Source organism: Pseudomonas sp. FW306-02-D09B (assembly GCF_058782685.1).
Genome location: NZ_JBYSXY010000013.1, coordinates 150,481 through 176,435, shown reverse-complemented (window position 1 = coordinate 176,435; position 25,955 = coordinate 150,481). Strand labels below are relative to the sequence as shown.

The following is a 25,955-nucleotide window of genomic DNA, read 5'->3' as shown; positions in this document are numbered from 1 at the left end:
AGCACCGGTCAAACAAGCGCCAACAACGCACGCGTCTTGTCCAACGCCATTTGCGCCCGCTGCAAGGCACTCACGCCCTGCCGTTGCAACTGCACGGTCGGCACTTCCAGGCTCAATGGCAGATTAACCGGCAAACACCTCAATAACCCAAGCAGGTCGCAATCCCCTTCGCCAGGGAAACGCCGCTCGTTGCGTGCCTGACGCAAAATCTCCTGCATGTCTGCAGGCCTGGGTCCTGCCACATCGCACAGCTGTGCATAACGCAGGCGTGACGGCGCGACCCTGGCCAGATCTTCCAGACGTGAGGCCGAGCGGTCGAAATGGAACGCATCCACCAACACGCCACCGTATTCGTGATCAGCGTTTTCAACAATGCGCACGGCCTGCTCAAGGTTGCGCGCATCGGTCCAGGGCATGAACTCCAGATGAGTGTGCAAACCGTAACCCGCCGCCAGATCGCAGAGAGCCGCAAAATTCTCGGTGAGCCGCTGCTCGTCAGGATCATTACCGGCGACCAGTAATTCACTGGCACCGAGCTCTGCGCCGGCCGCCAGGACCGCCTCGAAACCCGCCACCCGGGTTTCGGCTTTCAGTCGCAGAATTTCGACATCCAGCACTTGAATGCCGGTGTCACGCAGCCGCGCCCGCGTCTGTTGCCACAACGGTGCATCGGCCATCAGCGGGAAATGATGCTCCTCGGGGGTGGCCGGGACCAGTCGCAGCCCAACATGGCTATACCCGGCACGCGCCGCCACCTCGACCATCTCCGGCGGCGACAATTCAAGAACGGTCAGGCTGGCCAGGGAGAAAATACGCTCGCTCATGCTCATTCCTCGATCCGTGCCGGAACACAGGCGCGACCGCTGGCAGCGGCCTCGCGTATGGCATCGATCAGCGCCAGCGTTCGGGCCGCGTCAGCGACACTTACCAGCGGCTTCGCCTCACCTCGGGCCACCTTCACGAAATGCTGCAATTGCAGGCGCAGTGCTTCATCCGCGTTGAAACCTTCCTGAACGGTCTGCAAGGGTTGATGCCAACCGGCGTCCGCTTCGGCGTAATGCCAGCGCTTGAGTTGCGGAATACTCAGTGCGCCAGCGGTCCCGGCCAGCAGGTAGCACGGTTGGTCGGCCTGGCGTGGGTAAACCGGGTTTTCTCCCGAGTCCAGCTCCCAGCTCCAGGGCGCCGCCACCGCGTCGGAGCCGGTCAGACTGCCCAGCGCACCGTTGTCGAATTGCAGCAGTACCGCCGCGCAATCTTCATTGGCAAACCTGCGCACCGCATTGCTGGTGATGGCCTGTACCTGATGCACTTCTCCGCACAAGTGGCGTAGCAGATCGAGGTCGTGAATCAGGTTGGTCAGCAACATTCCGGCACCGGCCTCGCGGCGCCAGGGAGTCTCGAAATAGCTGTCGGGTTTGCGCACCTGCCAGAGCGCGGTGACCATCGTCAGTTGCCCCAGTGCCCCGCTGCGCACCAGCTCATGGGCGCGGGCGATCAGCGGATTATGCCGACGATGATGACCGACCAGAACCGGCACGCCAGTGGCTGTCGACGCGGCCACCAGTGTGCGCACTTCATCCAGGTGGACGCCCACCGGTTTCTCCAGCAGCACCGGCACGCCAGCGGCCAGGCAATCGAGCGCCGTACTCACGTGCAGGTTGTTCGGGTTGGCAACGATAACGGCGTCAGGCTTGAGCTGCTCCAGCAGTGCCCGGTGATCGGTGAAATACGGCACGCCCCACTCGGCCGCGATCCCGACGGCTTGCGGACCAGGATCGGCCACTGCGCACAAGGTCGCCTCATTCAGGGTCTTGAGATGCTGGTAATGCTGCTGGCCCATGTTGCCGGCGCCAATCAGCGCAATGCGAAGTGGCGAACTCACAGTGCAATCCTCTTGTGATTATTGTCAGGACATCGAATTCCAATAATCTAGAACTCAATTCCAATTTCTCACACAAGGAAACGCCAATAGTGTTCGAACAGCGCACAGCTTCCGTATCCGTAGGAGCAAAGCTTGCTCGCGATAAACGATGACGCAGTCTTCCTGAAGCACCGCAGTGTCTGCATCGCAAGCAAGCTTTGCTCCTACAGGGGGGATAGGGGGCTATGGCGATCAGTTGAACAGCTCCGAGGCCTGACTCGCCGCCGACAACTCCTGAGCAAATTGCAGCAACAACGGCGCCAGTTCATGCAGTCGTGACTCGGGCAACCGCGCACTCGGCCCGGCGACACTGAGCACGCCTACCACCCGCCCATCCACCGGATGGCGCACCACTGCGGCGATTGCCGAGGTGCCGACCGCCGAGCTCTCCTGAACCCAGGCATAGCCATGTTCGCGGGCCAGGCGCAGGCGCTCGAGCAGTTCGATGTTGGAGCGCGGTGCATTCGGTCCCAACTCCAGCGGCCTATCCGCCGCTTGCCGTTCCACCAGTGACAAAGCCTCGGCATCACTGAGGCTCGCCAGCCACGCGTGCCCTGACGCGGTGTAGAACAACGGCGCATCGCGGCCCATGTCCGGGTCATAGCGCAAACCGGAACGCGCGCCCTGAGACTTGGCGATCCAGGTCTGACGCTCGCCCTCGATCACGCCCAATCGCACCAGCTCGCCGGTTTCCTGGGCCAGCCGATCAAGCACCGGCTGGACGATATCGGCACCGCTGCTCGACAGGTAACGAAAACCCATGGCAACCAGTTTGGTCGACAGGTGATAACGCAAGTTGTCCGGATTCTGCCGCACGTAACCCAGGCGGATCAGCTCAGCGAGCAAGCGGTGCGTCGCACTTTTCGGGATCTCCAGTTGCTCGGCCAGTACCTGCATCGGCAGGCCTCGCGGATCACTGGTAAGACTTTCCAGAACACTGAAGACACGTTCGATTTGACTGCCGGCCATGGTGCGATTCCAGACGAAATTTGGCCGATTCTAGAAGACAACCGGGTGAATGCGAAATGTGGAACTGCAGTGTCCGATAACCGCCCGAAAATAGCGCTTTGCGCCGGGACGACCTTGTCGTTTCCAAACCGGCTCCGTATATTTTTTGGAATTAAATTCCAAAATAACAAGATCGCCGGAGTCAGCCAGCATGCCTGCCAAATCCACTTATCCCCACGCAGTCGACTGCGATGTGCTGATTGTCGGCTCCGGTGCGGCGGGTTTGTCCGCTGCCGTCGCCGCCGCCTGGCACGGGCTCAAGGTGATCGTTGTGGAAAAGGATCCGGTGTTCGGCGGCGCCACGGCCTGGTCCGGTGGCTGGGCGTGGGTGCCGTGCAATCCGCTGGCCCGCCGCGCCGGCATCATTGAAGACGTCGACCTGCCGCGCACCTACCTCAAGCACGAACTCGGCGAACGCTACGAACCGGCGCTGATCGACGCTTTCCTCGAAGCCGGCCCGCGCATGGTCGCGTTCTTTGAGGAGCACACCTCGCTGCAATTTGCCGACGGCAACGGCATCGCCGATATTCACGGCGACACACCGGGTGCCGGGACCGGTGGGCGTTCGGTGATCGCCGCGCCTTACGACGCTCGCAAGGTCGGCACGTTGCTCAAGCGGCTGCGAACAACGATGCGTGAAACCTCGTTCATGGGCATGCCGATCATGGCCGGTGCCGACCTGTCGGCGTTCCTCAATCTGACCCGCTCTTGGTCCGCGTTCTGGCACGTGACCCGGCGTTTCAGCCGACACCTGCTCGACCTCGCGTTACACGGTCGCGCGATGCAACTGGTCAATGGCGTGGCACTGGTGGCGCGTTTGGCAAAATCGGCTGAAGACCTCGGCGTTCTGCTCTGGGAGTCAGCGCCTGTCACCGAGCTGCTGCGTGACGGCAACCGGGTCAGCGGCGCGGTTATCCACAGCGCCAAAGGCGCGATCCAGATCCGCGCACACCAAGCCGTGGTGCTGGCGGCCGGTGGTTTTCCCAACGACATCGAACGGCGCAAGACCCTGTTCCCACGCACGCCCACAGGCGTTGAGCATCTGGCGCTGCCGCCTCTCGGTGCCTCGGGCGACGGCCTGCGGCTGGGCGAAAGCGTTGGCGGCCAGATAAAGACCGACCTCGAATCACCGGTGGCCTGGGCACCGGTTTCTCAGGCGCCCTACAAGGACGGCAGCGTCGGTCACTTCCCGCACATCATCGAGCGTGGCAAACCGGGAATCATCGGTGTGCTGCGCAACGGCCAGCGCTTCGTCAACGAAGCCAACGGTTACTACGATTACGTCACGGCAATGGTCGCCGCCGCCCCGGTCGATGAAGAAGTTGCCTCCTGGCTGATTTGCAGCCATCACTTTCAACGTCGTTACGGCCTGGGAATTTCCCGCCCCTTCCCGTTACCCGTCACACCGTTCATTCGCAGCGGCTACTTGAAAACCGGCAACACAATTCAAGAACTGGCCGTGGCCTGTGGCATCGACGCCAGCGCGCTGGAAACCACCGTGTCGCACTACAACCACCATGCGCGAAAAGGTGAAGACCCGCAGTTCGGTCGTGGCTCCACACCTTACAACCGCAAGCAAGGTGATCCACTCCAGCAACCCAACCCCTGCGTCGCGCCGATCGACAAAGGCCCCTTCTACGCCGTCAAGGTTCAGCCTGGCTGCTTCGGCACATTCGCCGGGCTGAAGGTCAATCAACACGCGCAAGTACTCGACGGCGATGGGCAAGCCATCCACGGGCTCTACGCCGCGGGCACCGATATGGCCAGCATCATGGGCGGCCACTACCCTGCCGGCGGGATCAATCTTGGTCCGGCCTTGACCTTCGGCTACATCGCCGCGCGACATATCGCTGGCGTAACCGCGTACGAACGGGAGAGCACGCTGCCGCGCTCAACGACTACCGGCGAGGGAACCAAACAGCCAGCGTGATGCCTGAGACGTTCGCCGAAGCTGGTCTGCCGCCAGCGTTTTTGCAGGTGAATGCCATACTGCCTTTTAATCGGCATAGTCTGACCATCAACCTGGCGCCCATCCCAGCCACCAGCGACACTCATCACCACGCGTAAACAGAGGATTCCCACATGCTATGGAAAAAAGGCCGCCGCAGCGACAACGTGGTCGATGCACGCGGTGAGGATGCTGGCGGTGGTGGTGACGGCGGGATGCGCTTTGGCGGTGGCAAGGGACTGAGCCTGACGGCCATCGTGCTGATCGTCGGCATCGGCTGGATCACGGGCCAGGACCCGATGCAGATTCTCGGGCAGTTGGCCGGGCAGATGAACCAACAGTCAGCCCCGGCTACCACGCAAACCGTGCAAACCCGCAAGGCGCCGCCAGCCAATGATCAACAGGCCGAGTTTGTCGCGCGAATCCTCGGCGACACCGAAGACACCTGGGGCCAGATCTTCCAGCAAGCCGGTCGCCAATACACGGCGCCCAAGCTGCTGCTGTTCAGTGGCCGAGTGAATTCCGGCTGCGGTGGCGCCTCCTCGGCGACCGGTCCGTTCTACTGCCCGGCAGATCAACGGGTGTATCTGGACATGAGTTTCTTCAAGGAAATGTCTCAACGCTTCGGTGCCGCCGGCGATTTCGCCCAGGCTTACGTGATTGCTCACGAAGTCGGCCATCACGTGCAAACCTTGCTCGGTGTATCCGCCAAGATCCAGGCCGCACGTCAAAAAGGTCTGCGCATGGAAGGTGACGGCGGTCTGCTGGTGCGTCAGGAATTACAAGCCGATTGCCTGGCCGGTGTCTGGGCTAACAACGCGCAAAAACGCCTGAACTGGCTGGAGCCGGGTGACGTCGAAGAAGCCCTGAACGCCGCCAATGCCATTGGCGACGACCGTTTGCAGCAACAGGGTCAGGGCCGCGTGGTCCCGGATTCGTTTACCCATGGTACCTCGGCGCAACGGGTTCGCTGGTTCAAGACCGGCTTTGCCCAGGGCCAGGTCAGTCAATGCGACACCTTCGCGACGAAGAGCCTCTAAATGAGTACGCGCTGGCTGCTGGTATTCGCTCTGTTATTCGGCAGCGCCAACCTGCTGGCTGCCGAGCATGCGGTCAAGCTCATCAGCCCTGGTCGGCTGAACATGGGCGACTCCGAACTGGCAGTTGGCATAAGCCAGTCGTCACCGCAAATCCAGCGTGTACTGATCGTGATTCACGGGCGCTTGCGCAACGCCGAAACCTACCGCCAGAGCGCGGAAAGAGCCGCCGAGCAGGCCGGACAAAGCGCAACCACCCTGGTGATAGCGCCGCAATTTCTTAATGAAAGCGACATCGCACGCCATCAACTGCCCGACAGCCTGCTGCATTGGCGCGGTGATGACTGGATGGCCGGTGAGCCGTCCATCGGAGCGAATCCGCTGAGTTCTTATGCGGTGCTCGACAAGATTCTGGAGCGCCTGAGCGATCGCCAGCAGTTTCCAACCCTGAAAGAAGTCGTCATCGCCGGCCATTCCGGTGGCGCACAAGTGGTGCAACGTTATGCACTGCTCGGCCACGATCAGCCGGCACTGCAAGCGGCGGGCGTCAGCGTGCGCTACGTGATCGCCAACCCGTCTTCGTATGCGTATTTCGATGAGCAGCGGCCGGTGCCGTTCAATGCCGCGCGTTGCCCCGGTTTCAACGACTGGAAGTACGGGCTGCTGAAACTGCCGGACTACGCCAACGGGCAAACGCCGCAGCAACTGGAGCAAGGCTACGTCCAGCGCAACATCACCTATTTGCTCGGTCAGCGAGACACCAACCCGCATCATCCGGCACTCGACAGAAGCTGCGCTGCCGAGACGCAGGGCGCGTCTCGGCTGGTTCGTGGACATCGCTACTTTGACTACCTGCAGCAGCGCCATCCCGAAGGGTTGAATCAGCATCTGATCGAAGTGCCCGGCGTCGGGCATAACGGGGACAAGATGTTCACTTCGCCCGAGGGGCAGAAGGCCCTGTTTCAGTAGCGCCGAACAACTGTGGCAAGGGAGCTTGCTCCCGCGGGTCGGTCTGCGCTCGGGCAAAGCGACCCCGAAACTGGTCGCCGCGGATTATCAGGTACAACCCATTCGCCGGTTTACGACGGGAGCAAGCTCCCTCGCCACAACGGCACTCTCAAACCGACAACATCTGCCGCAACGCCACACAATCGCGCGCATGCCAGTCGGCCAATTCCGGCCATGGATTCTCCGGCATATTCACCAGCACCGTCCGTGCCCCCGCCGCGCGCCCGCAATCCAGGTCGAAGCGATAATCGCCGACCATCACCAGCTCGCTCGGCGCTACGTCCCAGGCTTTGGCCAGTTTCAGCAGGCCACCCGGATGCGGTTTGGGCGGTGCTTCATCACGACCCAATACATCCTCCACCGCAAAGCAGTCAGCCAGGCCAATCGCCTCAAGCGTGACATGGGCCAGCTCGCGCGCATTGCGGGTGAGAATGCCGAGTCGATAACCGCGCCCCGCCAGTTCACGCACCAGTTCCACCGCACCGGGAGCCGGTTTGGAGCCCAGGGCCAGGTCGCGTTCATGTTCCAGCAACCAGGCGTGTTTCGCTGCGGCTTCATCGGCCGGCAGCGCCGCAAGATGGGTGAGGATGTCGTGTTCAGCGGGAATCGCCAGCGCCTGGCGAATCGCCACGAAATCGTGCACGGCCACAGTCAGCGTGCCGTCCATGTCGAACACCCAATGCCGCACCTCGGAGAGACTCATGCCCAATCCTTGCGATGACGAATCAGCCCTTCCTGTGTCACCGACGCCACCAGCTTGCCGGCGCGGTTGAACACACTGCCGCGTGAGAAGCCGCGAGAATTGCCGGCCCAAGGGCTGTCCATGGCGTACAGCAACCAGTCATCGGCGCGCAGGTCGGCGTGGAACCACAAGGCGTGATCGAGACTGGCGACTTGCATGTCTTTCTGCCAGACCGACTTGCCGTGCGGCAACATCGAGGTGGTCAGCAAACCGAAATCGGAGGCATAGGCCAACAGGTATTTATGCAGCGCCGGTGAGTCGGCCAACGCACCGTCGGCGCGAAACCAGACGTACTTGATCGGGTCGGCCGGTTGCGGGTTGTACGGGTCTTTCTCCGTGACCGGGCGGACTTCGATCGGCTTGGGGCACAGCAGCTTTTCGCGCATGTGCTCGGGAATCAAATGCGCGCGTTGCTGAGTGATTTCCAGCTCCGACGGCAGGTTTTCCGGGCCGACCACTTGCGGCATTGCGGTCTGGTGTTCGAAGCCTTCCTCGTCGTACTGGAACGATGCGCTGCAGGTGAAGATCGGGTTGCCCTTCTGGATCGCCGTCACGCGGCGAGTGCTGAAGCTGCCGCCATCGCGCACCCGATCCACCTGATAGACAACCGGCATCCCCGCATCGCCCGGACGCAGGAAATAACCGTGCATCGAATGCACATGGCGCGCGTCTTCGACCGTCTGGCTGGCCGCGGAAAGGGACTGGCCCAATACCTGGCCGCCGAACAGCTGACGGAAACCCAGGTCCTGGCTGCGACCGCGAAACAGGTTTTCTTCGATCGGTTCCAGGGTCAGCAAGTCGACCAGATCATCCAACACATGGCTCATTCAGACTCTCCTCACACAGAGCAATGCCGCGCAGTCTTGGCTGCGGCGGTCGATTCAGATAGTGGCCAGGGCCAACCATGAGCCCATTGTAAACATCCCCGCCAGCTTATCCATGCAAGGTTTCCAACCATTGTTCGCGGGTAATGCGGTACAGCACATGGCGGCGTAGCGGATGATCGACCGCCAGTTTGGGATGCTCGAAATCCGCCGCAGGGTCGTGATGCATGCCAATGGCTTGCATGACTTTCTGCGAAGGCAAGTTGGCTTCGGTGGTAAACGCCACGATTTCGTCCAGCGCCAAACGGTCAAAGCCGCAACGCAGAGCGGTCCAGGCCGCTTCACTGGCGTAACCCAGCCCCCAATGCTCACGGGCCAGACGCCAGCCGATTTCGGTCGCCGGGGTGAAAGCAGCCTCGAACCCGACCACCGCCAATCCGGTAAAACCGATAAACGCGCCGGTGTCCTTGCGCTCCAGCGCCCACAAACCGAAACCATGTTCAGCGAAATGCCCACGGATTCGCCCGATCAATGCCGCACTTTCCAGGCGGCTCAAGGGCGCCGGAAAGTAGCGCATGACCTGTGGGTCGGCGCACATCGCCGCAAACGCCGGCAAATCCTCATCGCGCCATTGGCGCATCAGCAGCCGCGCGCTCTCGAGTTGCAGTATCGGCTCCATCGTTCCCCCTCCGTTCCCCTGCAAACAAGTCTACATCGCTGGTAGGATCCTTCACTCATTCACTCCATGAAATCGCCATGTCGCTGCCGCTGATTTACCACGAAGACTACAGCCCCGAGTTCCCGGCGGAACATCGCTTTCCCATGGACAAGTTCCGACTGCTGCGCGATCACCTGGTGGACAGTGGCCTGACCGCTGATCACCAGTTATTGCGCCCGGAAATCTGCCCCGCCGAGATTCTCGCCCTCGCCCATGACCCTGTGTATATCGAACGCTATATGAGCGGCGAGTTGTCCCGCGAAGACCAGCGGCGGCTCGGCCTGCCGTGGAACGAAGCGCTGGCCCGACGCACCGTGCGCGCGGTCGGCGGTTCATTGCTGGCCGCCGAGCAGGCGCTGGAACACGGCATGGCCTGCCATCTGGCCGGCGGCACGCATCACGCCCATTACGATCACCCGGCGGGCTTCTGCATCTTCAATGACCTGGCAGTAATCAGCCATTACCTGCTGGAAAGCGGTCGCGTCGGTCGGGTACTGATCTTCGATTGCGACGTGCATCAAGGCGATGGGACCGCACGCATACTGGAACATACCCCGGACGCGGTGACGGTTTCCCTGCACTGCGAAAAGAACTTTCCTGCACGCAAGGCCAAAAGCGATTGGGACATTGCGCTGCCCATGGGCATGGGCGACGAGGATTACCTGAAAGTCGTCGATGACGCGTTGAATTACCTGCTGCCGCTCTATCAACCCGACCTGGTGCTGTATGACGCCGGTGTCGATGTGCATAAAGACGATGCGCTGGGTTACCTGAAACTGACCGATGAAGGCGTCGCCGCCCGTGACGAAAGCGTACTGCGCCATTGCCTGGGGCGCGATATTCCGGTGGTCGGGGTAATCGGCGGCGGCTACAGCAAGGACCGCCAGGCCCTGGCGCGACGCCACGGCATCCTCCATCACAGCGCGCAACGGGTCTGGCAGTCATCAGGTTGTCACTGAGGTGTGGATGCTTTACCCACAATGCCTGTGGAACGGCCTGTGGATAACCTGAGTGAAAGGACCTACAGGCCATGCTGCATACAGCCTGCAAAGGACTGAGTGTTTTTTGACCAGTAAAACACCGCCCTGTAGCAGCTGCCGAGCTTGCGAGGCTGCGTTCGAGAACGAAGTCCTCGCAAATCCTGGGTACACGGTTTTCCTGAAAGAAAACGCTGCCTGATCTCACGACCGCTTCGTCCGGATGCGGCCCAGACCTAACGCAGCCTCGCGGGCTCGGCAGCTGCTACGGGCGCAGTCCTGTGCTGATAGAATGCCCGGCCTATTCCGCCGAACCGCAGCTCACGCCATGACCCAGCTCTCCGCCAAACGCCCTCACCACGTCGCCATCATCGGCGGCGGCCCTGCCGGCCTGATGGCCGCAGAAGTGCTGAGCCAGGCCGGGGTCAAGGTCGATCTGTACGACGGCATGCCCTCGGTGGGTCGCAAATTCCTGCTGGCCGGCGTCGGCGGCATGAACATTACCCATTCCGAAGCCTACCCGGCATTTCTGGCGCGTTACGCCGAGCGCGCTCCGCACATCGCCCCGTTGCTGCGCGAATTCGGCGCCGAAGCCTTGTGCCAGTGGATTCATGGTTTGGGTATCGAAACCTTTATCGGCAGCTCTGGCCGTGTGTTTCCGACCGACATGAAAGCCGCCCCGCTACTGCGTGCCTGGCTCAAACGCCTGCGTGATGCCGGCGTCGTTATCCACACCCGCCACCGCTGGCTGGGCTGGAACGCCGATGGCAGCCTGCGAATTGATAGCCCTGACGGTGAAAAGGCGATCAGCGCCGATGCACTGTTATTGGCGCTGGGTGGCGGCAGTTGGTCCCGTTTGGGTTCGGATGGCGCCTGGATGCTGCCGCTGGAACAACGCGGAGTCGCCTTGGCGCCGCTGCAACCGAGCAATTGCGGATTCGAAGTGAAGGCCTGGAGCGAGCTGATGGTCAGCAAATTCGCCGGAGCCCCGCTGAAAAATATCGCCATTGGCCTCAACGACGATGTCCCGCGACTCGGCGAATGCGTGATCACTGCGACCGGCATCGAAGGCAGTTTGATTTATGCGTTGTCGGCGCCAATCCGTGAAGCCATCAATCAGAGCGGCTCGGCAACCATTCATCTCGACCTGCTGCCCGGCAGACCTGTGGATAAAATCCAGTCGGCGCTCAGTAAGCCCCGCGGTTCGCGCTCCATGGCCAAACACTTGCACAGCCAGCTCGGTCTCGACGGGGTCAAGGCTGCACTGCTACGCGAACTGACACCGGCCGAATGCTTCGCCGACCCGCTTTTGCTGGCCAACGCGATCAAGGCCTTGCCGCTGACACTGGTCAACACCCGCCCATTGGACGAAGCCATCAGCAGCGCTGGTGGCGTGATGTTCGAGGCAATGAATGAAAACCTGATGCTCAAGCAACTACCTGGCGTGTTCTGCGCAGGGGAAATGCTCGACTGGGAAGCGCCAACGGGTGGCTATCTGCTGACCGCGTGTTTCGCCAGTGGGCGAGCGGCAGGGGTGGGGATGGTGGAGTGGTTACAGCGTCAGGCCTGAAGACCGGATCGCGTCCTTCGCGAGCAAGCCCGCTCCCACAGGGGAATGCATTTCCAATGTGGGAGCGGGCTTGCTCGCGAAAGCGGTTTAACAGGCGCAGCGTCTAATCAAGGCTTACGCTTGCGCGGCCCGGTATTGAACACCGGCACTTTTCGCACAGGTTTGACCGAAGGCTCCGGCGCCGAAGCATCACCGCTTTCCACCCACTTGCCGAGGTTGCGTTTGCCGCCACCGGAGACTTTGGGCTTCTTCGGCTTTTTCGGTTTCTTGACCACCTGGCCGCTGGCATCAGTGTCCGGCACACGGTGCTCAGGCTCAAAGTCCTGCTCCATATGGCGGGTCAAGGTCTGACGCGTCAGCATCTCTATGGCCGACAGCTGATTCACTTCATCGGCACACACCAGTGAAATCGCTTCACCCGTCGCGCCCGCTCGGCCGGTACGACCGATACGGTGGATGTAATCCTCGGCAACGATCGGCAGGTCAAAGTTCACCACCAGCGGCAAATCCTCGATATCCAGACCACGGGCCGCAACGTCGGTAGCCACCAGAATCTGCACTTCACTGGCCTTGAAACGGTCCAGTGCGCGCTGGCGGGTGGCTTGTGGTTTATCGCCGTGAATACCGTCGGCATTCGCGCTTAAGCCCTGGAGTTTTTCCACCAACGCGTCTACGCCGTTACGGGTCTTGGCAAACACCAGCACCTGCTTCCAGCGATTCTTGCGCAGCAAGTGGATGAACAGCTCGGCCTTGCGCTTCTTGTCGACCGTGACCACCCATTGCTTGACCGTATTGGCGGCAACGTTACGCGGGCTGACTTCGATGCTCAGCGGATCATTGAGCATTTTCCCGGCCAACTCGCGAATCGCATCGGAGAAGGTCGCGGAGAACAGCAGCGTCTGCCGCTTTTTCGGCAGCGCCTTGTAAATGTTCGCCAGTTCTTCGGAGAAACCCAGATCCAGCATGCGGTCGGCTTCGTCCAGCACCAGGGTTTGCAACTGGTTGAACTTCAGCGCGTTCTGGCGGAACAGGTCCAGCAGGCGACCAGGAGTGGCGACCAATAGGTCGACACCTTTGCGCAGCTTCATCATTTGCGGGTTGATGCTGACGCCGCCGTACACCGCGTAGGTGCTCAGCGGCAAGTTTTCAGCGTACTGGCGCACGCTTTCATGAACCTGCTCGGCCAGTTCGCGGGTTGGCACCAGGATCAGCGCACGTACCGAGTTACTGGTGACTTTCGGCCCTTCCATGGCCAGCAATTGCAACAGTGGCACGGCGAAACCGGCGGTCTTGCCGGTGCCGGTCTGGGCCGCAGCCATCAGGTCGCGACCCGCCAGCACCGCCGGAATGGCCTGCGTCTGCACCGGGGTCGGGGTCTGGTAACCGAGCGTCTCAAGGGCGCGCAGCAAGGGTTCGATCAGGCCAAGAGTGGCGAAAGTCATGGGAATACCGTAGGAAAAATCAGCGCGAGTGTGCAATGGCGCGCAGTTTACCCTAATTCACACGGGATTCTGTCGGCACCAGGACCGCAGGCCGCTCAGGAGCACGTCGCCACTGCGGCAGACTGATCAGCAGCACGGCACTGATGATCACTGCCATCGCCACAGCTTCTTCAATACCGATGCTTTCTCCTGCAAAAACGATCCCCAGCAACACCGCCACTGCCGGGTTGACGTAGGCATAACTGGTGGCCGCCGCCGGGCGGACGTTTTTCAGCAGGTACATATAGGCGTTGAAGGCGACGATCGAGCCAAACACCACCAGGTACATCATTGCGACCCAACCCTCAAGCGGCGGCAAGCTTTGCAGTTGTTCGCCAGTCAGCGCGCTGCCGATCAACAACACCACGCCGCCAACCAGCATTTGTGCCGCACTGGACATCGCGCCCTGAGGCATTGGCAAATGTTTGCTCCACACCGAACCAAACGCCCAGGCTGCCGCCGCACCAATCAGCAGCACAGCCCCCAAAGGGCTCGATTGCAGATTGGAACCCAGATTGAGCATGGCGATACCGATCAGCCCCAGCACAATCCCCGCCCATTCCAGACGGGTATTACGCGTGCCCCAGAAATACCCGCAGAGCAAGGTAAACAACGGCACTGTCGCCACCGCCAAGGCCGCAACGCCAGAGGCCACGCCCGTGTGCTCGGCCATGCTGACCGCGCCGTTGCCAAAACTGAGCAACAAAATCCCGATCAGCCCCGCCGCCTTCCACTGCGGCCAGGTCGGTGCTGGCACACCGCGCCAACGCAGGAAGGCGTACATCAGCGTCCCGCCGACAATAAAACGAATGCCGCCCAGCATCAGCGGCGGCCAGTACTGCACGCCGATGCGTATCACCAGGTAGGTCGATCCCCAGATCACGTACAACGCAAAAAAGGCACCTATCAGCGGTAACGGAAATCGGCGTAGGCCTGGCATGGGAGGCTCGAAGGCAGGACAGAGGAGCGTTATTTTAGAAAGCCGATGAACGGAACTTAAGTTACAAAACCTGTTTATAAGGCCGGTACACTTTTCAAAGCATCATCGCGTCACATCAAGAGCGGACGCGGAGCGTTCGGTGAGGCGTTCCCACGCAGGAGCGTGGGAACGATCATTCACTCCGAGTGGGAACGATCAACCTTAGAAACCGCGATGGTGCTTGAGGTGTTCGTTGATCTTCGCCGCCGGCACTTTCTGCAAGCTGCACAGCAGATCATGGGACAGCTCGCGCAAACCGTGTTTCTGCCGCAGTTCTTGTGCCAGATGCGCGGTGAGGTTGGCAGCCATTTCGGCGTCGGCCATCGCCCGGTGAGCCTGACCGGTGTGGGGCAATTGGGCGAAGGTGGTGAGGGTGCCGAGTTTGTGGTTCGGCGCGGCCGGCATCAGGCGCCGGGCGAGTAACAGCGAACAGGCAAAATTCTGCAAGCGTGTGCGTTTGATTCGCCCAAGCTCAAAGTCCCAGAACTTCTGGTCGAAGGCGGCGTTGTGGGCCAGCAGCGGCGTGATACCGACGAATTCGTTGACCTCATTCATTACCTGCTCGGCCGAGGGTGCAGTACGCAACATGGCGTTGCTGATACCGGTCAGTTGCTCGATGAAGGCCGGGATGCGCACACCGGCGTTCATCAGGCTTTGGTAACGGTCGACAATGCGCCCCTGTTCAAGAATCACCACGGCAATTTCCGTGGCCCGGCAGCTGCTGCTCGGGGAGATTCCGGTGGTTTCAAAGTCGATGACAGCTATGCGTTCCAAACCTGTTCCTTGGGTTCAATAATCAGTTTTTAAGCAGCAACGCGCCTTCGATTGGCACGTAACGGCTGGCCGCGCGAATCAGCGAATTGGCGGTGAGCCCCGGCACGCCATAGGCCACCGCTTCGACACCGTGCTTGGCGATGATCCGCTCCAGCAACATGTCGAAATCACCGTCCCCCGAGGCCAGCACCACTTCGTCGACGTGATCGGCGGCGTCCATGATGTCGAGGGTGATACCCACGTCCCAGTCGCCCTTGGCCGAGCCGTCGCTGCGCTGGATATAGGGCTTGAGCTTCACGATGAAGCCGAGGTTGCGCAGGATTTGCTGGAATTGCTGCTGCTTGCTGTCGCCGCGATCGATGGCGTAGGCATAGGCCTCGACGATCTGCCCGCGCTGACTGACGTCAGCCCAGAGGGCGGCGTAGTTGAAATGACAACCGTAGGCCTGGCGCACGGTGTAATAGAGGTTTTGGACATCGGCGAACACCGCGATCTTCTTCACCGCAAATCCTCATGGCGCACACAAGCGCAGGCGATTGATCAGACCCAAGGTCCGAAAAGTCGCCCAGTATGCCAGTCAGAAGGAATGTTCCGCGAATAATCAGTCCGGGGCGCAACAAGGCCCCGGACGAATGGCGTATCAGACGAAGGAATCGTCGTCATCACCACCGAAGAATGAGCTGTCGTCGCTGTCGTCGGCGTCTGCAAACCCGCCCTGATCGTTGTTGTTCCAGGAGTCGTTGTTGGCCAGGCGCTCGTTGTCATTCACTTGAGCCGGCTCTTCCTTGATGACTTCAACGATTTCCTGCGGCTGCTGCTGATTGCTGTGGAACAGGCTGCTGATGCCCTGCGCCAGCATCACACCACCGGCCACGCCGGCTGCGGTTTTCAAGGCCCCGCCGAGAAAGCTGCTGCCGGCTGCCGGCGCCTGTTGCTGGGGTGCCGCATAGTTCTGTTGTGGGGCACCAAAGCCCTGCTGTGGCGCGCCATAGTTTTGTGGCGGTGGCGCAGAAGGCCGCGCCGGTTCACGCCAGCCGCCGCTCGACGCTGGAGCGCTCTGGGCCGGTGCAGGCTGTGGATCACGGGAGCCGCCGAAGATGCTCGACAGGAAACCACCGCCGCTGTTGCTCGGTGCCGGTGCGGAGGCCTGGGCCCTGGCTTGTTGCAGTTCGGCTTGCAGTTGCTGAATTTGCTGGGTGAGCTGTTTGTTTTGCTCGTCGAGGCTCTTGATCGCCGCCTCTTGCACCAGAATCGCCTGAGTCATGAAATAGCCCGCTGCTGGCTGGCGGCTCAGGTGCTCCTTGATCCGCGCCTCGGCCAGAGCATCGCGTGGGGCTGAATCCGTTTCGGCCTGTTGCAGCCGTGAAAACAGTCCATCGATCAGGGTTTGTTCTTCGCTGTTCATGGCGACCTCATAGATTGCCGGAAAATCATTGCCCTTCTCCCTTATGGATAAGGTGCCCCCTAGTTATGGGGCTGTTGCTGATTGTTTCAATGGCCTTTACCGAACGTTTACGTTTGCTCGACTACCGGTCGCATCGGTTACAGTGTCGACATACTTTGTAATCAGCGAAAGCGACCGATGAATCCGTTAGACGTACTCCGCGACTCCCTGTATTTCTTCCAGCGCAACCTGGGCCGCATCGTGCCGCTGTGTCTGCCGTTGGTCGTGCTTGAAGCCTTGCTCCAGCAACTGGTCGACCACTCCCAGGGGCCAGACGCCTTTCCCGGCTATAGCGTGATTGTCGGGTTGCTGGTGTATCCGCTGTACACCGCCGCGCTGATCCTGTTTCTCGATGCCCGCAGCCGTGGCGAATCGCCGCGCACCCTGGCCCTGTTGTCGGCGTCGCTCAGCCTGTGGCCGCGTTTTGCGCTGCTGACGGCGGTCAACACCTTGCTGATTCTGGTGGGGTTATCGCTGTATTTCCTGCCAGGTATCTGGCTGATGGTGATGCTCGCCTTTGCCGAATACCTGCTGGTGCTGCGCAACATGCAGCCACTGGAGGCCATCCGGGAAAGCATGCGCCTGGCCCGCGGCAATTTCCTGCGCATCCTGCTGTGCATTCTCTGCGTGATGGGCCCGTTGTGGATGCTCAAAGGCGCGAGCATGGCCATCTATCCGGAGCCGCAGAACCCCGCACTGTCGCTGATCATCGAAAGCGTCCACAGCTTTCTGCAACTGTTCACCAGCGTGGTGCTGTTTCGTCTGTTCATGTTGATCAGCGAGGCCCCCGACAAAACCGAAGGCAGCGCCTGACAGCTCTACCCTTGGGGTCCGGGCCGGCCTCGGTTATGCTCGGGCTCAACTTTGTAACGCCATAAGCCGAGCCATGACCCGCCTACTGCGCTACACCCTGCTGGGCCTGCTGATACTCGTCAGCCTGCTGTTTTCCTTTCTCTACAGCCTGACCTGGCGCCCCGACGCCAAGGAAACGCTCCCCGTCAGTTGCAGCACCAGCGCACCTGTGCTGGTGCCGGGGCAGGCGTTGAAGGTGATGACCTGGAACGTCCAGTACCTGGCAGGCAAACGCTATGTGTTCTGGAATGACCTGGCTCACGGCCCTGACGAAAGTCCGACTCCGGAAGACATGGCCTTCAGCCTTGATGAAGTGGCACGGGTCATCCGCGATGAGCAGCCGGACCTGGTCCTGTTGCAGGAACTGGATGATGACGCCAAGGCCAGCGGCTATCAGAACCAGCTCAAGTTGCTCCAGGAACGCCTGGCCGACCTCTATCCTTGCAGCACGCACGCCTTCGACTGGAAGGCCGACTTCGTTCCCGATCCGCATATTTTCGGCAGCGTTGGCCGGCAATTGGCGACCTTGAGCCGCTACCAGATCGAACACGCCGAACGCCTGCAGTTGCCTGAAGCGCCAATCAATTTCATCAGCCGTCAGTTCCAGCCGAAAAACGCCCTGTTGGTGAGTTACCTGCCGCTGCGCGATGGCGGGCAAATGGCGGTGCTCAACACTCACCTCGATCGGGCAGTGCAGCCTGATGGGGCCCAGCAGGCGAAGGTGACAGCGGTTGCCAAGGTGCTCGACACGTATGAAGGTCGCGGCACGCCGTGGCTGATCGGTGGCGACTTCAACCTGTTGCCGCTGGGCCAGTATCAACGCCTCGCGCCCGAACAGCGCACGCCCTATTCCGCCGACAGCGCGCTACATGTGTTGTGGGACAAGTACCCAATGATCCCGACCAACAACGAGGCCAGCGGTGTCGATCGGGACCAGTGGCTGAGCCATTACCCTAACGACCCCGACCTCAACGGCCCGGACCGCACTGTCGACTACCTGTTCTACAGCCCGCGGATCAAACGGATTGAAGCGCAAGTACGGCAGGACGATACGCTGCGCATCTCCGATCACCTGCCGGTGATTGCACGGTTTTTACTCCCCGTCGCCCCCTAGAGCAAATAAATAACCTGTGGCGAGGGGGCTTGCCCCCGTTCGGCTGCGTAGCAGTCGTAAATCGGCAAATGCGGTGTACCTGATAAAACGTAGTGACAGGTTCATACGGGGGCAAGCCCCCTCGCCACAGGATTAGTGTCCGCCACTGCGCACTACAAAGCCCGTCTACTTACGCGGCTTGGCCCGCGCCGTGGCCTCGGCCACCAACGGGTCATCCGGCCAGTAATGTTTCGGATAACGGCCCTTGAGGTCCTTCTTCACCTCGGCATAAGTGCTGCGCCAGAAGTTCGCCAGGTCCTGGGTGACCTGCACCGGCCGCCGTGCCGGTGACAGCAAATGCAGCTTGACCACCTGCCGGCCACCGGCAATGCGCGGGGTTTCGGCAAGGCCGAACAGCTCCTGCAAACGCACCGCGAGAATCGGTGGCTGCTCGCTGTAATCCAGACGAATCGATGAACCGGAGGGCACGCTCAGATGATGCGGCGCCTGCTCATCGAGGCGTTGCGGCAATGGCCACGGCAGCAGGTTATGCACAAAGCTCGACACATCCAGGCTGGCGAAATGGCTGAGCCGTGAAACCCGTCCCAGGTACGGCATCAACCAGTGTTCCAGACTGGCCAGCAACGCCGCATCACTGACGTCCGGCCACTCACTCTCGCCCTGCTTGTTCAAGTCCAGCTGACGCAGCAATGCCACTCGCGCCTGCCACTGACGCAACTCCGGGGTCCACGGCAATAGCTCCAACCCCTTACGGCGCACCAGATTGACCAACGCCTGGCTGCGCGCGGTTTCATCAAGACCGGTCAACGGTTCGCGACTGAGCACCAACTCGCCCACCTTGCGCTGACGCTCGGCCCGCAGCACGCCTTCGCGCTCGTCCCAATCGAGTTGATCGACGCAACGCACCTGCTCCGCCAACACCGAATCAAACAGTGCCGGATCAAAATCCGCTGCCAGATAAATCCGCTCTTCACGTTGCCCCTGACGACTGCCCAGATCGGCGATCACCAGCCAAGGTTGTTTCATCAGGCTGTCGGCCTCGGCGAACAACGCCGCACGACCGTTGGCCAGACGATACTCCGCACCACCGGCGCGGCGCTGTTGGGCGACGCGGTCCGGATAAGCCAGCGCCAGCAACGCGCCGAGCCAGCGCGGATGCTCCGGATCGCTGACCGGCGACTCGGCTTTGCCACGCAGATAACCACGATATTGCCGGGCCAATTGCCGCGCCCGCTGCACACCACCCTGAGCACCACGCGCCGCCCGTTCTTCGCCGGACAACAGCACCAGACGACTGTGCAGATCCGCACCGACACCGCGCAAAATGTCCCGTTCACCGAGTAATGCAGCGACGTCGCAAGCCATGTTCGCCAGCCCCAACGCTTGCCCACGCAGTAACAGATGCGCGATACGCGGATGCGCCGGCAGTTCGGCCATGGCCTGCCCGTGGCGAGTGAGTTTCCAGTCTTCAGCGGACGAACCCTGCAACGCGCCAAGGCGTTCGAGCAAGTCCTGCGCCTGTGCATAAGCCGCCGCCGGAGGTACATCGAGCCAGATCAACTGTCCAGGCGTCACGCCCCAACGCCCGAGCTGCAGGGCAAGCCCGGCAAGGTCGGCAGAGAGAATTTCCGGGCTGGCGTAGGCCGCCAGTTGTTCGTGTTGATCCTGCGACCACAGCCGATAACACACGCCCGGTTCCAACCGTCCTGCGCGGCCGGCACGCTGGGTGGCGCTGGCGCGGGAGATGCGCTGGGTGTCGAGGCGGGTCATGCCGCTGCCGGGGTCGAAACGCGGCACTCGCGCCAGCCCGGCGTCGATGACTACGCGCACGCCATTAATGGTCAAACTGGTTTCGGCGATGTTGGTGGCCAGCACCACTTTGCGTTGGCCAGGTGGCGCCGGATCGATGGCCGCACGTTGCGCCGCCAGATCGAGCTCGCCATGCAACGGGCAGAGCAACACCTCGGAACGCTCGCCCAAGGCATCCGCCAACTGCTGATGCACGCGACGGATTTCCGCTTGCCCGGGTAGGAACACCAACAAGCTGCCCGCTTCATCGTTCAGCGCGTCGAGAATGGTTTGCACCACTCGTGGCTCGATGAATTCACCTGGATGAAACGGCCGGCCCCAGCGCATCGTCACCGGGTACATGCGACCTTCGCTGCGCAGGATTGGTGCGTCATTCAGCAGTCCGGCGAGGCGCTCGCCTTCAAGCGTCGCCGACATCAGCAGGATCTTCAGCGGCTGCTCATCCCGAAACAACTCGCGGCCATTCAGGCTCAAGGCCAGCGCGAGGTCGGCATCGAGGCTACGCTCGTGGTATTCGTCGAAAATCAGCAGACCCACACCGTCCAGCGCCGGGTCCTCCTGCAAGCGACGCGTGAGGATGCCTTCGGTGACCACTTCGATGCGCGTGTTCGGCCCAACCTTGCTGTCCAGGCGAATCCGGTATCCGACGGTTTCGCCGACTTTCTCGCCGAGCTCGCTGGCCAGCCGTTCGGCCGCCGCCCGCGCGGCCAGCCGACGCGGTTCAAGCATGAGGATGGTTTGCCCGGCCAGCCACGGCTCATCCAACATCGCCAATGGCACGCGGGTGGTTTTACCGGCGCCGGGCGGTGCTTCGAGCACGGCTTCGTGGCGTGTCGCCAAGGCTTCACGCAGCGCGGGTAAAACTTCATCAATTGGCAAAGAGTTCATGCTGGCTCCACAGGGCGTGCCCACAGTAAATTGCGAGTCGCGTTGAAGCTGTGGGCGTGCCAGGCAAGGCGCGGGACGCCGGTAAGGGTCGTTTCCTTACCAAGTCCCGCAACGCAGCATGGCGCGGCCACAGTTTCAACCCGCAGGGCTGAACCCCGAAAAACGTTAACCGCCGTCATGCGTTGTCGATCTGGGAACACCAAACATCAATCCTCACGTAATCTTACCGGGGTGAGGCGCGACCGTAATTTACTGTGGGCACGCCCTGCCGCGGCGAGTATAACGGCGAACTGCCTGGCGTTAATCACGGTCCTAATTCATACCGACGACGTTTCGTTTCAAGTTTGCTCAGGAGATTTATTATGCGTGCTCCATTTCGCCTGATTGGCGGTCTATTGGTTGCAACCCTGCTGACCCAAGTGACCGCATGCGGTTCGATTTTCTACCCGGATCGCCGGGGCCAGATCGATGGCAAGATCGACCCGGCGATTGCCGCGCTCGACGCCGTGGGCCTGCTGTTCTATATCATCCCCGGGCTCGTCGCGTTTGCCATAGACTTCACCACCGGCGCGATTTACTTCGAACCCGGCAAGACCGCACAAGTGGCGCCGGAGAAACTCCAGCAGGCCATTGATGCCGACGGCAAGGTCGATAACCACAAGTTGCAGGCCATTCTCGAAAGCGAACTGGGCCGCAGCTTCCCACTGGATGATCCGCGCCTGATCCAGCACAAGGGCAGCGTTCAGCAACTGGCCTTGCTCGGCCTGCAACCCGCTGCTTGATGCACAACACCGAGGAAACGCTCCACCTATGACCAGCAGCCCGGAACACGCTCGCCTGTTACGCCTCGCCACCCGCGCCTCTGTAGCGGTGGCGAGCACACTCATTGTCGCCAAGGCCATTGCCTGGTGGCTGAGCGGATCGGTGAGCATGCTCGCCGGGCTGACGGACTCGGCACTCGACGGCGTGACGTCGCTGCTCAATCTGTTGGCGGTGCATTACGCGTTGCGCCCGGCCGATGACGATCACCGCTACGGGCACGGCAAGGCGGAATCCTTGTCGGGCATGGCTCAGGCACTGTTCATCGGCGGCAGCGCGGTATTGATCGCGTATCAGGCATTCGAGCGCCTGCAACACCCGGAACCGGTGGGTGCGCCGTGGATCAGCATTGGCGTGATCATCTTTTCCCTCGTCCTGACCCTGGCGCTGCTGATGCTGCAACACCGGGTGATCCGCGAAACCGGCTCCAGCGCGGTGCGTGCCGACTCACTGCATTACCGTTCCGACATGATGCTCAACGGCAGCATCCTGGTAGCGTTGGTACTGGCCGGTTTTGGCTGGCATCAAGTCGATGCCTGGTTCGGCCTGGGGATCGCCGTCTACATTTTGTGGAGCGCAATACAAATCGCCCGGGAGAGTTTTGCCGTGCTGATGGATGAAGAACTGCCACCGGACGTCAGCCAGCATATGCTCGAACTGGCGTGCAGCGTGCCCGGTGTACTTGGCGCACACGACTTGCGCACACGGATCTCCGGCAGTCACTGGTTCGTGCAATTGCACCTGGAGTTGCCGGGGGAACTGACGCTGTCAGTCGCTCACGGCATCAGCGATCAAGCAGCGGACGCCATTCACGCCGTTTACCCGCGAGCCGAAGTGTTGGTGCACGCCGACCCGCAGGAAATGGTGACAGCCGTCCGGAATCAGAAAGTGACCTGATAACCGCGTGAGACAAGGCAATTGCCTTCGGCCTGGCGGTAAGTCTGTACCACCTGTGGCGCCGGCTGATAGGTCACGGTCCGTGGATCAAACCCGCTCTGCTGGACCGCCCAACGATAACAATCGTAACCGTCCTGAGTGACCTGCTCGGGCGACTGCCCATTGATCGGGTACGCCACCACGTCATAACCATTACTGGTCGGTTGCGGTACCGGGTTGCTTACCGGAGGCTCGACCACAACGTAGTCCTGAGTGCTCTCCTCGTAGGCGTAGTACGCGCCTGCTGCCAGAAACATCAGCGCGCCACCGATCCACACTTCCTGAGCGTAATCGGGCAGATACCGCACACGGATCCCGCGAGGCGGTTGAACCACCACATAACGCGGCCCGTGTGGGCGATACCAATAACCACCGGAGTAGAAGTAATCCTGCCCACGGTACGGCACACGGTCGTGGCGCTCAGGGAAGCGGTCGATCATTTGACCCGGCCGATACCGCGGACCATCACCCCAGCCATTGCCATGTCCTTCCGGACGTCCCGGCCAGCGACGCTCATCCCGATGCTCATCGCGACCACCGGCCTGCCAACGCTGGTTGTAATCGTTACGCCGTGGAACGTCCTGATAGTAGCCGCGCTGTGGCTCCTGGGTCTGGCGAACAGTGTCCGGACGACCCTGGATCGGCAGGTTGTTCGCCGGCGCTGGTGCTGGGCGAACTTGAACCTGGCCATTGGGCTCGTGTCGCTGACGGTTCTGCCAGTCGCCTCCCTGATTCTGATCGTTGTGTTCGAACTGGCGGCTGTTGTTGCCGCGAATGATTTCAGGCTGCGGACGTGGCTGATTGAATTGGGGACGTGGCTGGTTGGGCTCGATGCGAGGTTGATTGTTTTGCGGGTGCTGCTGGGTGTTTTCCACGCGAGGCGGGTTGTTTTCGGGACGCGGTTGATTATTCCCCTGCCGCCCCTCGCCACCATGCTCGTGCTGACCACCACCGTTATTGTGTTGTTGCTGTTGTCGTTGCCGTTCCTGAAGCTGCTCCTGCGCCCCCTGACCTTCTGCCAGCAATGGCGCGCTGACACTTGCACACAACACACCAACACCTGCCATACGCCAGATGCGCGACTTCATGCTATCCCTCACTACGGTGGTGACCTATACGTAAGACTGGTAAAGCACAGGCCGGTTCAGCCACAGGTTATCAGTCACGAGACTTATTTTGCAGGCCATGGAAGGCGTTTCGCGGGCAATAAAAAAGGGAGACCCGTCGGCCTCCCTTTGAGAACTTCGTCCGTGCTCGACGCTTTTGACGTCGGCTCACCTCACTCCGTCTTCTGGACAGTGTGTAGCCCGGGGGCCAACTCAGCTCCTGTGGGAGTGGTGGCCGCGACTGGCCTGATTCGGCGGGTCGCTGTGGACTGTTTGTCCGGGCAGTGATTCTGGTGATAAGAATAGGCTTGAGGTGGCGACAGAGGATTGCGAAGATTGCTCAAATAAACATGACTTGCGCAATTTTTAACCTTGGATAGATAATCTTCCGCAATAGTTAAGACAAAGGCCTGATTCATGAGCAAACTCGACCGATACGACTTGAGCATTTTGGCGGAATTGCAACGCGACGCGCGCATCTCCAATCAGGAGCTCGCCGAACGCATCGGCCTATCGCCATCGCCTTGTTCGCGACGGGTAAAGCAGCTTGAAGACGACGGCTACATCACCCGCCAGGTCGCCCTGCTCGACCGCAAGATGCTCGGCCTGAGCCTGACCGCCTACGTGTTGATCGGCATGGACCGGCACACACCCGAGCGCTTCGAAAACTTCGAAGCCGCCATCCGCACCTTGCCACAAGTGCTCGAATGCAGCCTGGTGACCGGGATGGACGCCGACTATCAACTCAAGGTGGTGGTGCCGGACATGGACCACTACCAGAAACTGCTGCTCGGCCACCTGACCCGCATTGAAGGCGTGACCAGCGTGCGCTCAAGCTTTGTACTGAACCAGGTGCTCAACAGCACCGAGTTGCCACTGACTCACCTGCGCAGCTAATCCCGCTTTTGTGGCGAGGGGGCTTGCCCCCGTTCGGCCGCGCAGCGGTCGTATAGCGGCCCATATGTTGTGCCTGAAACAACTCGATTGCAGTATTCAGGACTGCTTTGCAGCCCAACGGGGGCAAGCCCCCTCGCCACATAAACCTGCGGCAGACCGACGCACGTCAATGCGCCGCCAATATCCATTGGCGTATACTTCCTCGGCCTTTTTTGCCCCGCCCGCGCTGGAGATAATCGATGGATCCTGCAGTATTTGAAGAGTGGATGATGACCGGCCTGGTAAGCATCCTGATTATTTTCATGGGTTTCATCGTCTGGGATCTGGCGAAAAAATCCAAGGCCGGACGCTTCGGCTCGTTCATCCTGTTCTTCGTGCTGGGTCTGGGCGTGGCTGCGTTCGTCATCAAGAGTGTGGTGATCGGCCTGATCGAATCCGGCGCTTTATAAGCGCGCCGGGACTTCTTTCCACTGGCCCTGATCGAGGCCTTCGATGGTCCAGTCGCCGATTCGCACCCGCACCAGACGCAGAGTCGGCAAGCCAACCGCAGCGGTCATGCGCCGCACCTGACGGTTACGCCCTTCACGAATCACCAATTCCAGCCAACTGGTCGGCACGCTTTTGCGAAAGCGCACCGGCGGGTTACGCGGCCATAGCTCAGGTTCTTCCAGTTGCCGCGCCTGCGCCGGCAAGGTCATGCCGTCATTCAACTCGACGCCCTCGCGCAAGCGCTGCAATTGCTCGGCGCTCGGCTCGCCTTCCACTTGTACCCAATAGGTCTTGGCCAACTTGTGTTTCGGATCAGCGATGCGCGCCTGAAGCTGGCCATCGTTGGTCAGCAGCAGCAAGCCTTCGCTGTCACGGTCCAGCCGTCCTGCCGGGTAGATCCCGGGAATCTCGATATAGTCCTTGAGTGTCGCCCGCCCTTCACCGTCGCTGAACTGCGTCAGCACATCGAAGGGTTTGTTGAACAAAATCAGCTTCGGCTCGGCCGGCGGTGCTTTGGCAACACGTCGCGGGGCTGAAGAGGATTGCGCAGGTTTCACGCCGGGGCGGCGGGAAGCAGGACGAGGAGGACGCGGCATGGCAAAAACAACATCTAA

At 61.0% G+C, this 25,955-nt stretch carries 25 protein-coding genes; 11 read left to right on the top strand and 14 right to left on the bottom strand.

All coding sequences use genetic code 11. The features are described from left to right. Positions 1–8: 8 nt before the first annotated feature. The 3 genes from AC3WK5_RS21335 to AC3WK5_RS21325 all read right to left on the bottom strand — a co-directional run bounded on the left by AC3WK5_RS21335 (position 9) and on the right by AC3WK5_RS21325 (position 2,890). Entirely contained in the window at positions 9–824 is an 816-nt protein-coding gene (locus AC3WK5_RS21335) for a sugar phosphate isomerase/epimerase family protein (protein ID WP_103317455.1), read from the bottom strand. Positions 825–826: 2 nt separating this feature from the next. Next, positions 827–1,882: a Gfo/Idh/MocA family protein gene (locus AC3WK5_RS21330; protein WP_103317457.1), complete on the bottom strand. Its 1,056-nt coding sequence runs from the start codon at positions 1,880–1,882 to the stop codon at positions 827–829. 231 nt (positions 1,883–2,113) lie between these two features. Beyond that, positions 2,114–2,890, bottom strand: coding sequence for an IclR family transcriptional regulator (locus AC3WK5_RS21325; RefSeq protein WP_103317459.1), 777 nt, complete (start codon positions 2,888–2,890; stop codon positions 2,114–2,116). A 190-nt stretch (positions 2,891–3,080) separates the two neighbouring features. On the opposite strand from AC3WK5_RS21325, the gene AC3WK5_RS21320 reads away from it, so the two are divergent. The 3 genes from AC3WK5_RS21320 (at position 3,081) to AC3WK5_RS21310 (ending at position 6,883) form a co-directional block, all read left to right on the top strand. Continuing rightward, entirely contained in the window at positions 3,081–4,859 is a 1,779-nt protein-coding gene (locus tag AC3WK5_RS21320) for an FAD-dependent oxidoreductase (RefSeq protein WP_103317462.1), read from the top strand. Positions 4,860–5,011: 152 nt separating this feature from the next. Beyond that, positions 5,012–5,917: a KPN_02809 family neutral zinc metallopeptidase gene (ypfJ, locus tag AC3WK5_RS21315; RefSeq protein ID WP_103317464.1), complete on the top strand. Its 906-nt coding sequence runs from the start codon at positions 5,012–5,014 to the stop codon at positions 5,915–5,917. After that, a complete protein-coding gene (locus AC3WK5_RS21310; protein WP_103317467.1) occupies positions 5,918–6,883 on the top strand; it encodes a hypothetical protein in 966 nt (321 codons plus the stop codon). 148 nt (positions 6,884–7,031) lie between these two features. On the opposite strand, the gene AC3WK5_RS21305 is transcribed toward AC3WK5_RS21310, so the two are convergent. The 3 genes from AC3WK5_RS21305 to AC3WK5_RS21295 form a co-directional block, all read right to left on the bottom strand. After that, positions 7,032–7,625 carry an HAD family hydrolase gene (locus AC3WK5_RS21305; protein ID WP_103317469.1) on the bottom strand — a complete coding sequence of 198 codons (594 nt, stop codon included), beginning with the start codon at positions 7,623–7,625 and terminating at the stop codon, positions 7,032–7,034. Then, positions 7,622–8,491: an acyl-CoA thioesterase II gene (gene tesB / locus AC3WK5_RS21300; RefSeq protein WP_054594173.1), complete on the bottom strand. Its 870-nt coding sequence runs from the start codon at positions 8,489–8,491 to the stop codon at positions 7,622–7,624. Before tesB ends, AC3WK5_RS21305 begins: the two co-directional genes overlap by 4 nt. A 106-nt stretch (positions 8,492–8,597) precedes the next feature. After that, positions 8,598–9,167, bottom strand: coding sequence for a GNAT family N-acetyltransferase (locus AC3WK5_RS21295; protein ID WP_054594174.1), 570 nt, complete (start codon positions 9,165–9,167; stop codon positions 8,598–8,600). 77 nt (positions 9,168–9,244) lie between these two features. Between AC3WK5_RS21295 and AC3WK5_RS21290 the strand changes: the two genes are divergently transcribed. Both AC3WK5_RS21290 and AC3WK5_RS21285 read left to right on the top strand, forming a co-directional pair. Next, positions 9,245–10,165, top strand: a complete 921-nt coding sequence (locus tag AC3WK5_RS21290; RefSeq protein ID WP_103317471.1) for a histone deacetylase family protein — start codon at positions 9,245–9,247, stop codon at positions 10,163–10,165. A gap of 346 nt (positions 10,166–10,511) precedes the next feature. Next, complete coding sequence (locus AC3WK5_RS21285; RefSeq protein WP_177474789.1) at positions 10,512–11,753, top strand: TIGR03862 family flavoprotein; 1,242 nt, start codon at positions 10,512–10,514, stop codon at positions 11,751–11,753. A 107-nt stretch (positions 11,754–11,860) separates the two neighbouring features. Here the strand turns inward: AC3WK5_RS21285 and rhlE1 are convergent, their stop codons facing one another. From rhlE1 to AC3WK5_RS21260, 5 genes are all read right to left on the bottom strand, one after another. After that, entirely contained in the window at positions 11,861–13,195 is a 1,335-nt protein-coding gene (rhlE1, locus tag AC3WK5_RS21280; protein ID WP_103317476.1) for an RNA helicase RhlE1, read from the bottom strand. A 52-nt stretch (positions 13,196–13,247) separates the two neighbouring features. Next, positions 13,248–14,174, bottom strand: coding sequence for a drug/metabolite exporter YedA (gene yedA, locus AC3WK5_RS21275; RefSeq protein WP_103317478.1), 927 nt, complete (start codon positions 14,172–14,174; stop codon positions 13,248–13,250). Positions 14,175–14,375: 201 nt separating this feature from the next. Beyond that, positions 14,376–14,987: a 3'-5' exonuclease gene (locus AC3WK5_RS21270; RefSeq protein ID WP_054594179.1), complete on the bottom strand. Its 612-nt coding sequence runs from the start codon at positions 14,985–14,987 to the stop codon at positions 14,376–14,378. A 22-nt stretch (positions 14,988–15,009) separates the two neighbouring features. Then, positions 15,010–15,489 (bottom strand): LabA-like NYN domain-containing protein, encoded by a 480-nt coding sequence (locus AC3WK5_RS21265; protein ID WP_019691557.1) that lies wholly within the window; start codon positions 15,487–15,489, stop codon positions 15,010–15,012. Between the two features lie 138 nt (positions 15,490–15,627). Next, positions 15,628–16,392, bottom strand: a complete 765-nt coding sequence (locus AC3WK5_RS21260) for a DUF2076 domain-containing protein (RefSeq protein ID WP_103317480.1) — start codon at positions 16,390–16,392, stop codon at positions 15,628–15,630. A 177-nt stretch (positions 16,393–16,569) separates the two neighbouring features. On the opposite strand from AC3WK5_RS21260, the gene AC3WK5_RS21255 reads away from it, so the two are divergent. After that, positions 16,570–17,244, top strand: coding sequence for a YciC family protein (locus AC3WK5_RS21255; RefSeq protein ID WP_054594181.1), 675 nt, complete (start codon positions 16,570–16,572; stop codon positions 17,242–17,244). Positions 17,245–17,317: 73 nt separating this feature from the next. Continuing rightward, the gene (locus AC3WK5_RS21250; RefSeq protein ID WP_103317482.1) at positions 17,318–18,397 is read left to right on the top strand and encodes an endonuclease/exonuclease/phosphatase family protein; all 1,080 of its coding nucleotides are present in this window, start codon (positions 17,318–17,320) and stop codon (positions 18,395–18,397) included. A 165-nt stretch (positions 18,398–18,562) separates the two neighbouring features. On the opposite strand, the gene hrpB is transcribed toward AC3WK5_RS21250, so the two are convergent. Further along, entirely contained in the window at positions 18,563–21,094 is a 2,532-nt protein-coding gene (hrpB, locus tag AC3WK5_RS21245) for an ATP-dependent helicase HrpB (RefSeq protein ID WP_103317487.1), read from the bottom strand. A gap of 362 nt (positions 21,095–21,456) precedes the next feature. Here hrpB and AC3WK5_RS21240 point away from each other — a divergent pair, with 362 nt between their 5' ends. Both AC3WK5_RS21240 and AC3WK5_RS21235 read left to right on the top strand, forming a co-directional pair. Then, on the top strand, positions 21,457–21,876 hold the full coding sequence (locus AC3WK5_RS21240) for a hypothetical protein (RefSeq protein WP_054594184.1): 420 nt from the start codon (positions 21,457–21,459) through the stop codon (positions 21,874–21,876). Positions 21,877–21,904: 28 nt separating this feature from the next. Next, entirely contained in the window at positions 21,905–22,810 is a 906-nt protein-coding gene (locus AC3WK5_RS21235; RefSeq protein WP_103317489.1) for a cation diffusion facilitator family transporter, read from the top strand. Here AC3WK5_RS21235 and AC3WK5_RS21230 read toward each other — a convergent pair. Continuing rightward, positions 22,795–23,937, bottom strand: a complete 1,143-nt coding sequence (locus AC3WK5_RS21230; protein ID WP_103317491.1) for a DUF6515 family protein — start codon at positions 23,935–23,937, stop codon at positions 22,795–22,797. The two genes, AC3WK5_RS21235 and AC3WK5_RS21230, sit on opposite strands and share 16 nt — an antisense overlap. Positions 23,938–24,372: 435 nt before the next feature. Between AC3WK5_RS21230 and AC3WK5_RS21225 the strand changes: the two genes are divergently transcribed. Both AC3WK5_RS21225 and AC3WK5_RS21220 read left to right on the top strand, forming a co-directional pair. After that, positions 24,373–24,852, top strand: coding sequence for an Lrp/AsnC family transcriptional regulator (locus tag AC3WK5_RS21225; protein ID WP_007894448.1), 480 nt, complete (start codon positions 24,373–24,375; stop codon positions 24,850–24,852). Positions 24,853–25,091: 239 nt separating this feature from the next. Further along, the gene (locus AC3WK5_RS21220; protein ID WP_003185724.1) at positions 25,092–25,301 is read left to right on the top strand and encodes a DUF2788 domain-containing protein; all 210 of its coding nucleotides are present in this window, start codon (positions 25,092–25,094) and stop codon (positions 25,299–25,301) included. Here the strand turns inward: AC3WK5_RS21220 and AC3WK5_RS21215 are convergent. Further along, positions 25,296–25,937: a pseudouridine synthase gene (locus tag AC3WK5_RS21215; RefSeq protein ID WP_054594187.1), complete on the bottom strand. Its 642-nt coding sequence runs from the start codon at positions 25,935–25,937 to the stop codon at positions 25,296–25,298. The genes AC3WK5_RS21220 and AC3WK5_RS21215 overlap by 6 nt on opposite strands. Positions 25,938–25,955: the final 18 nt, after the last annotated feature.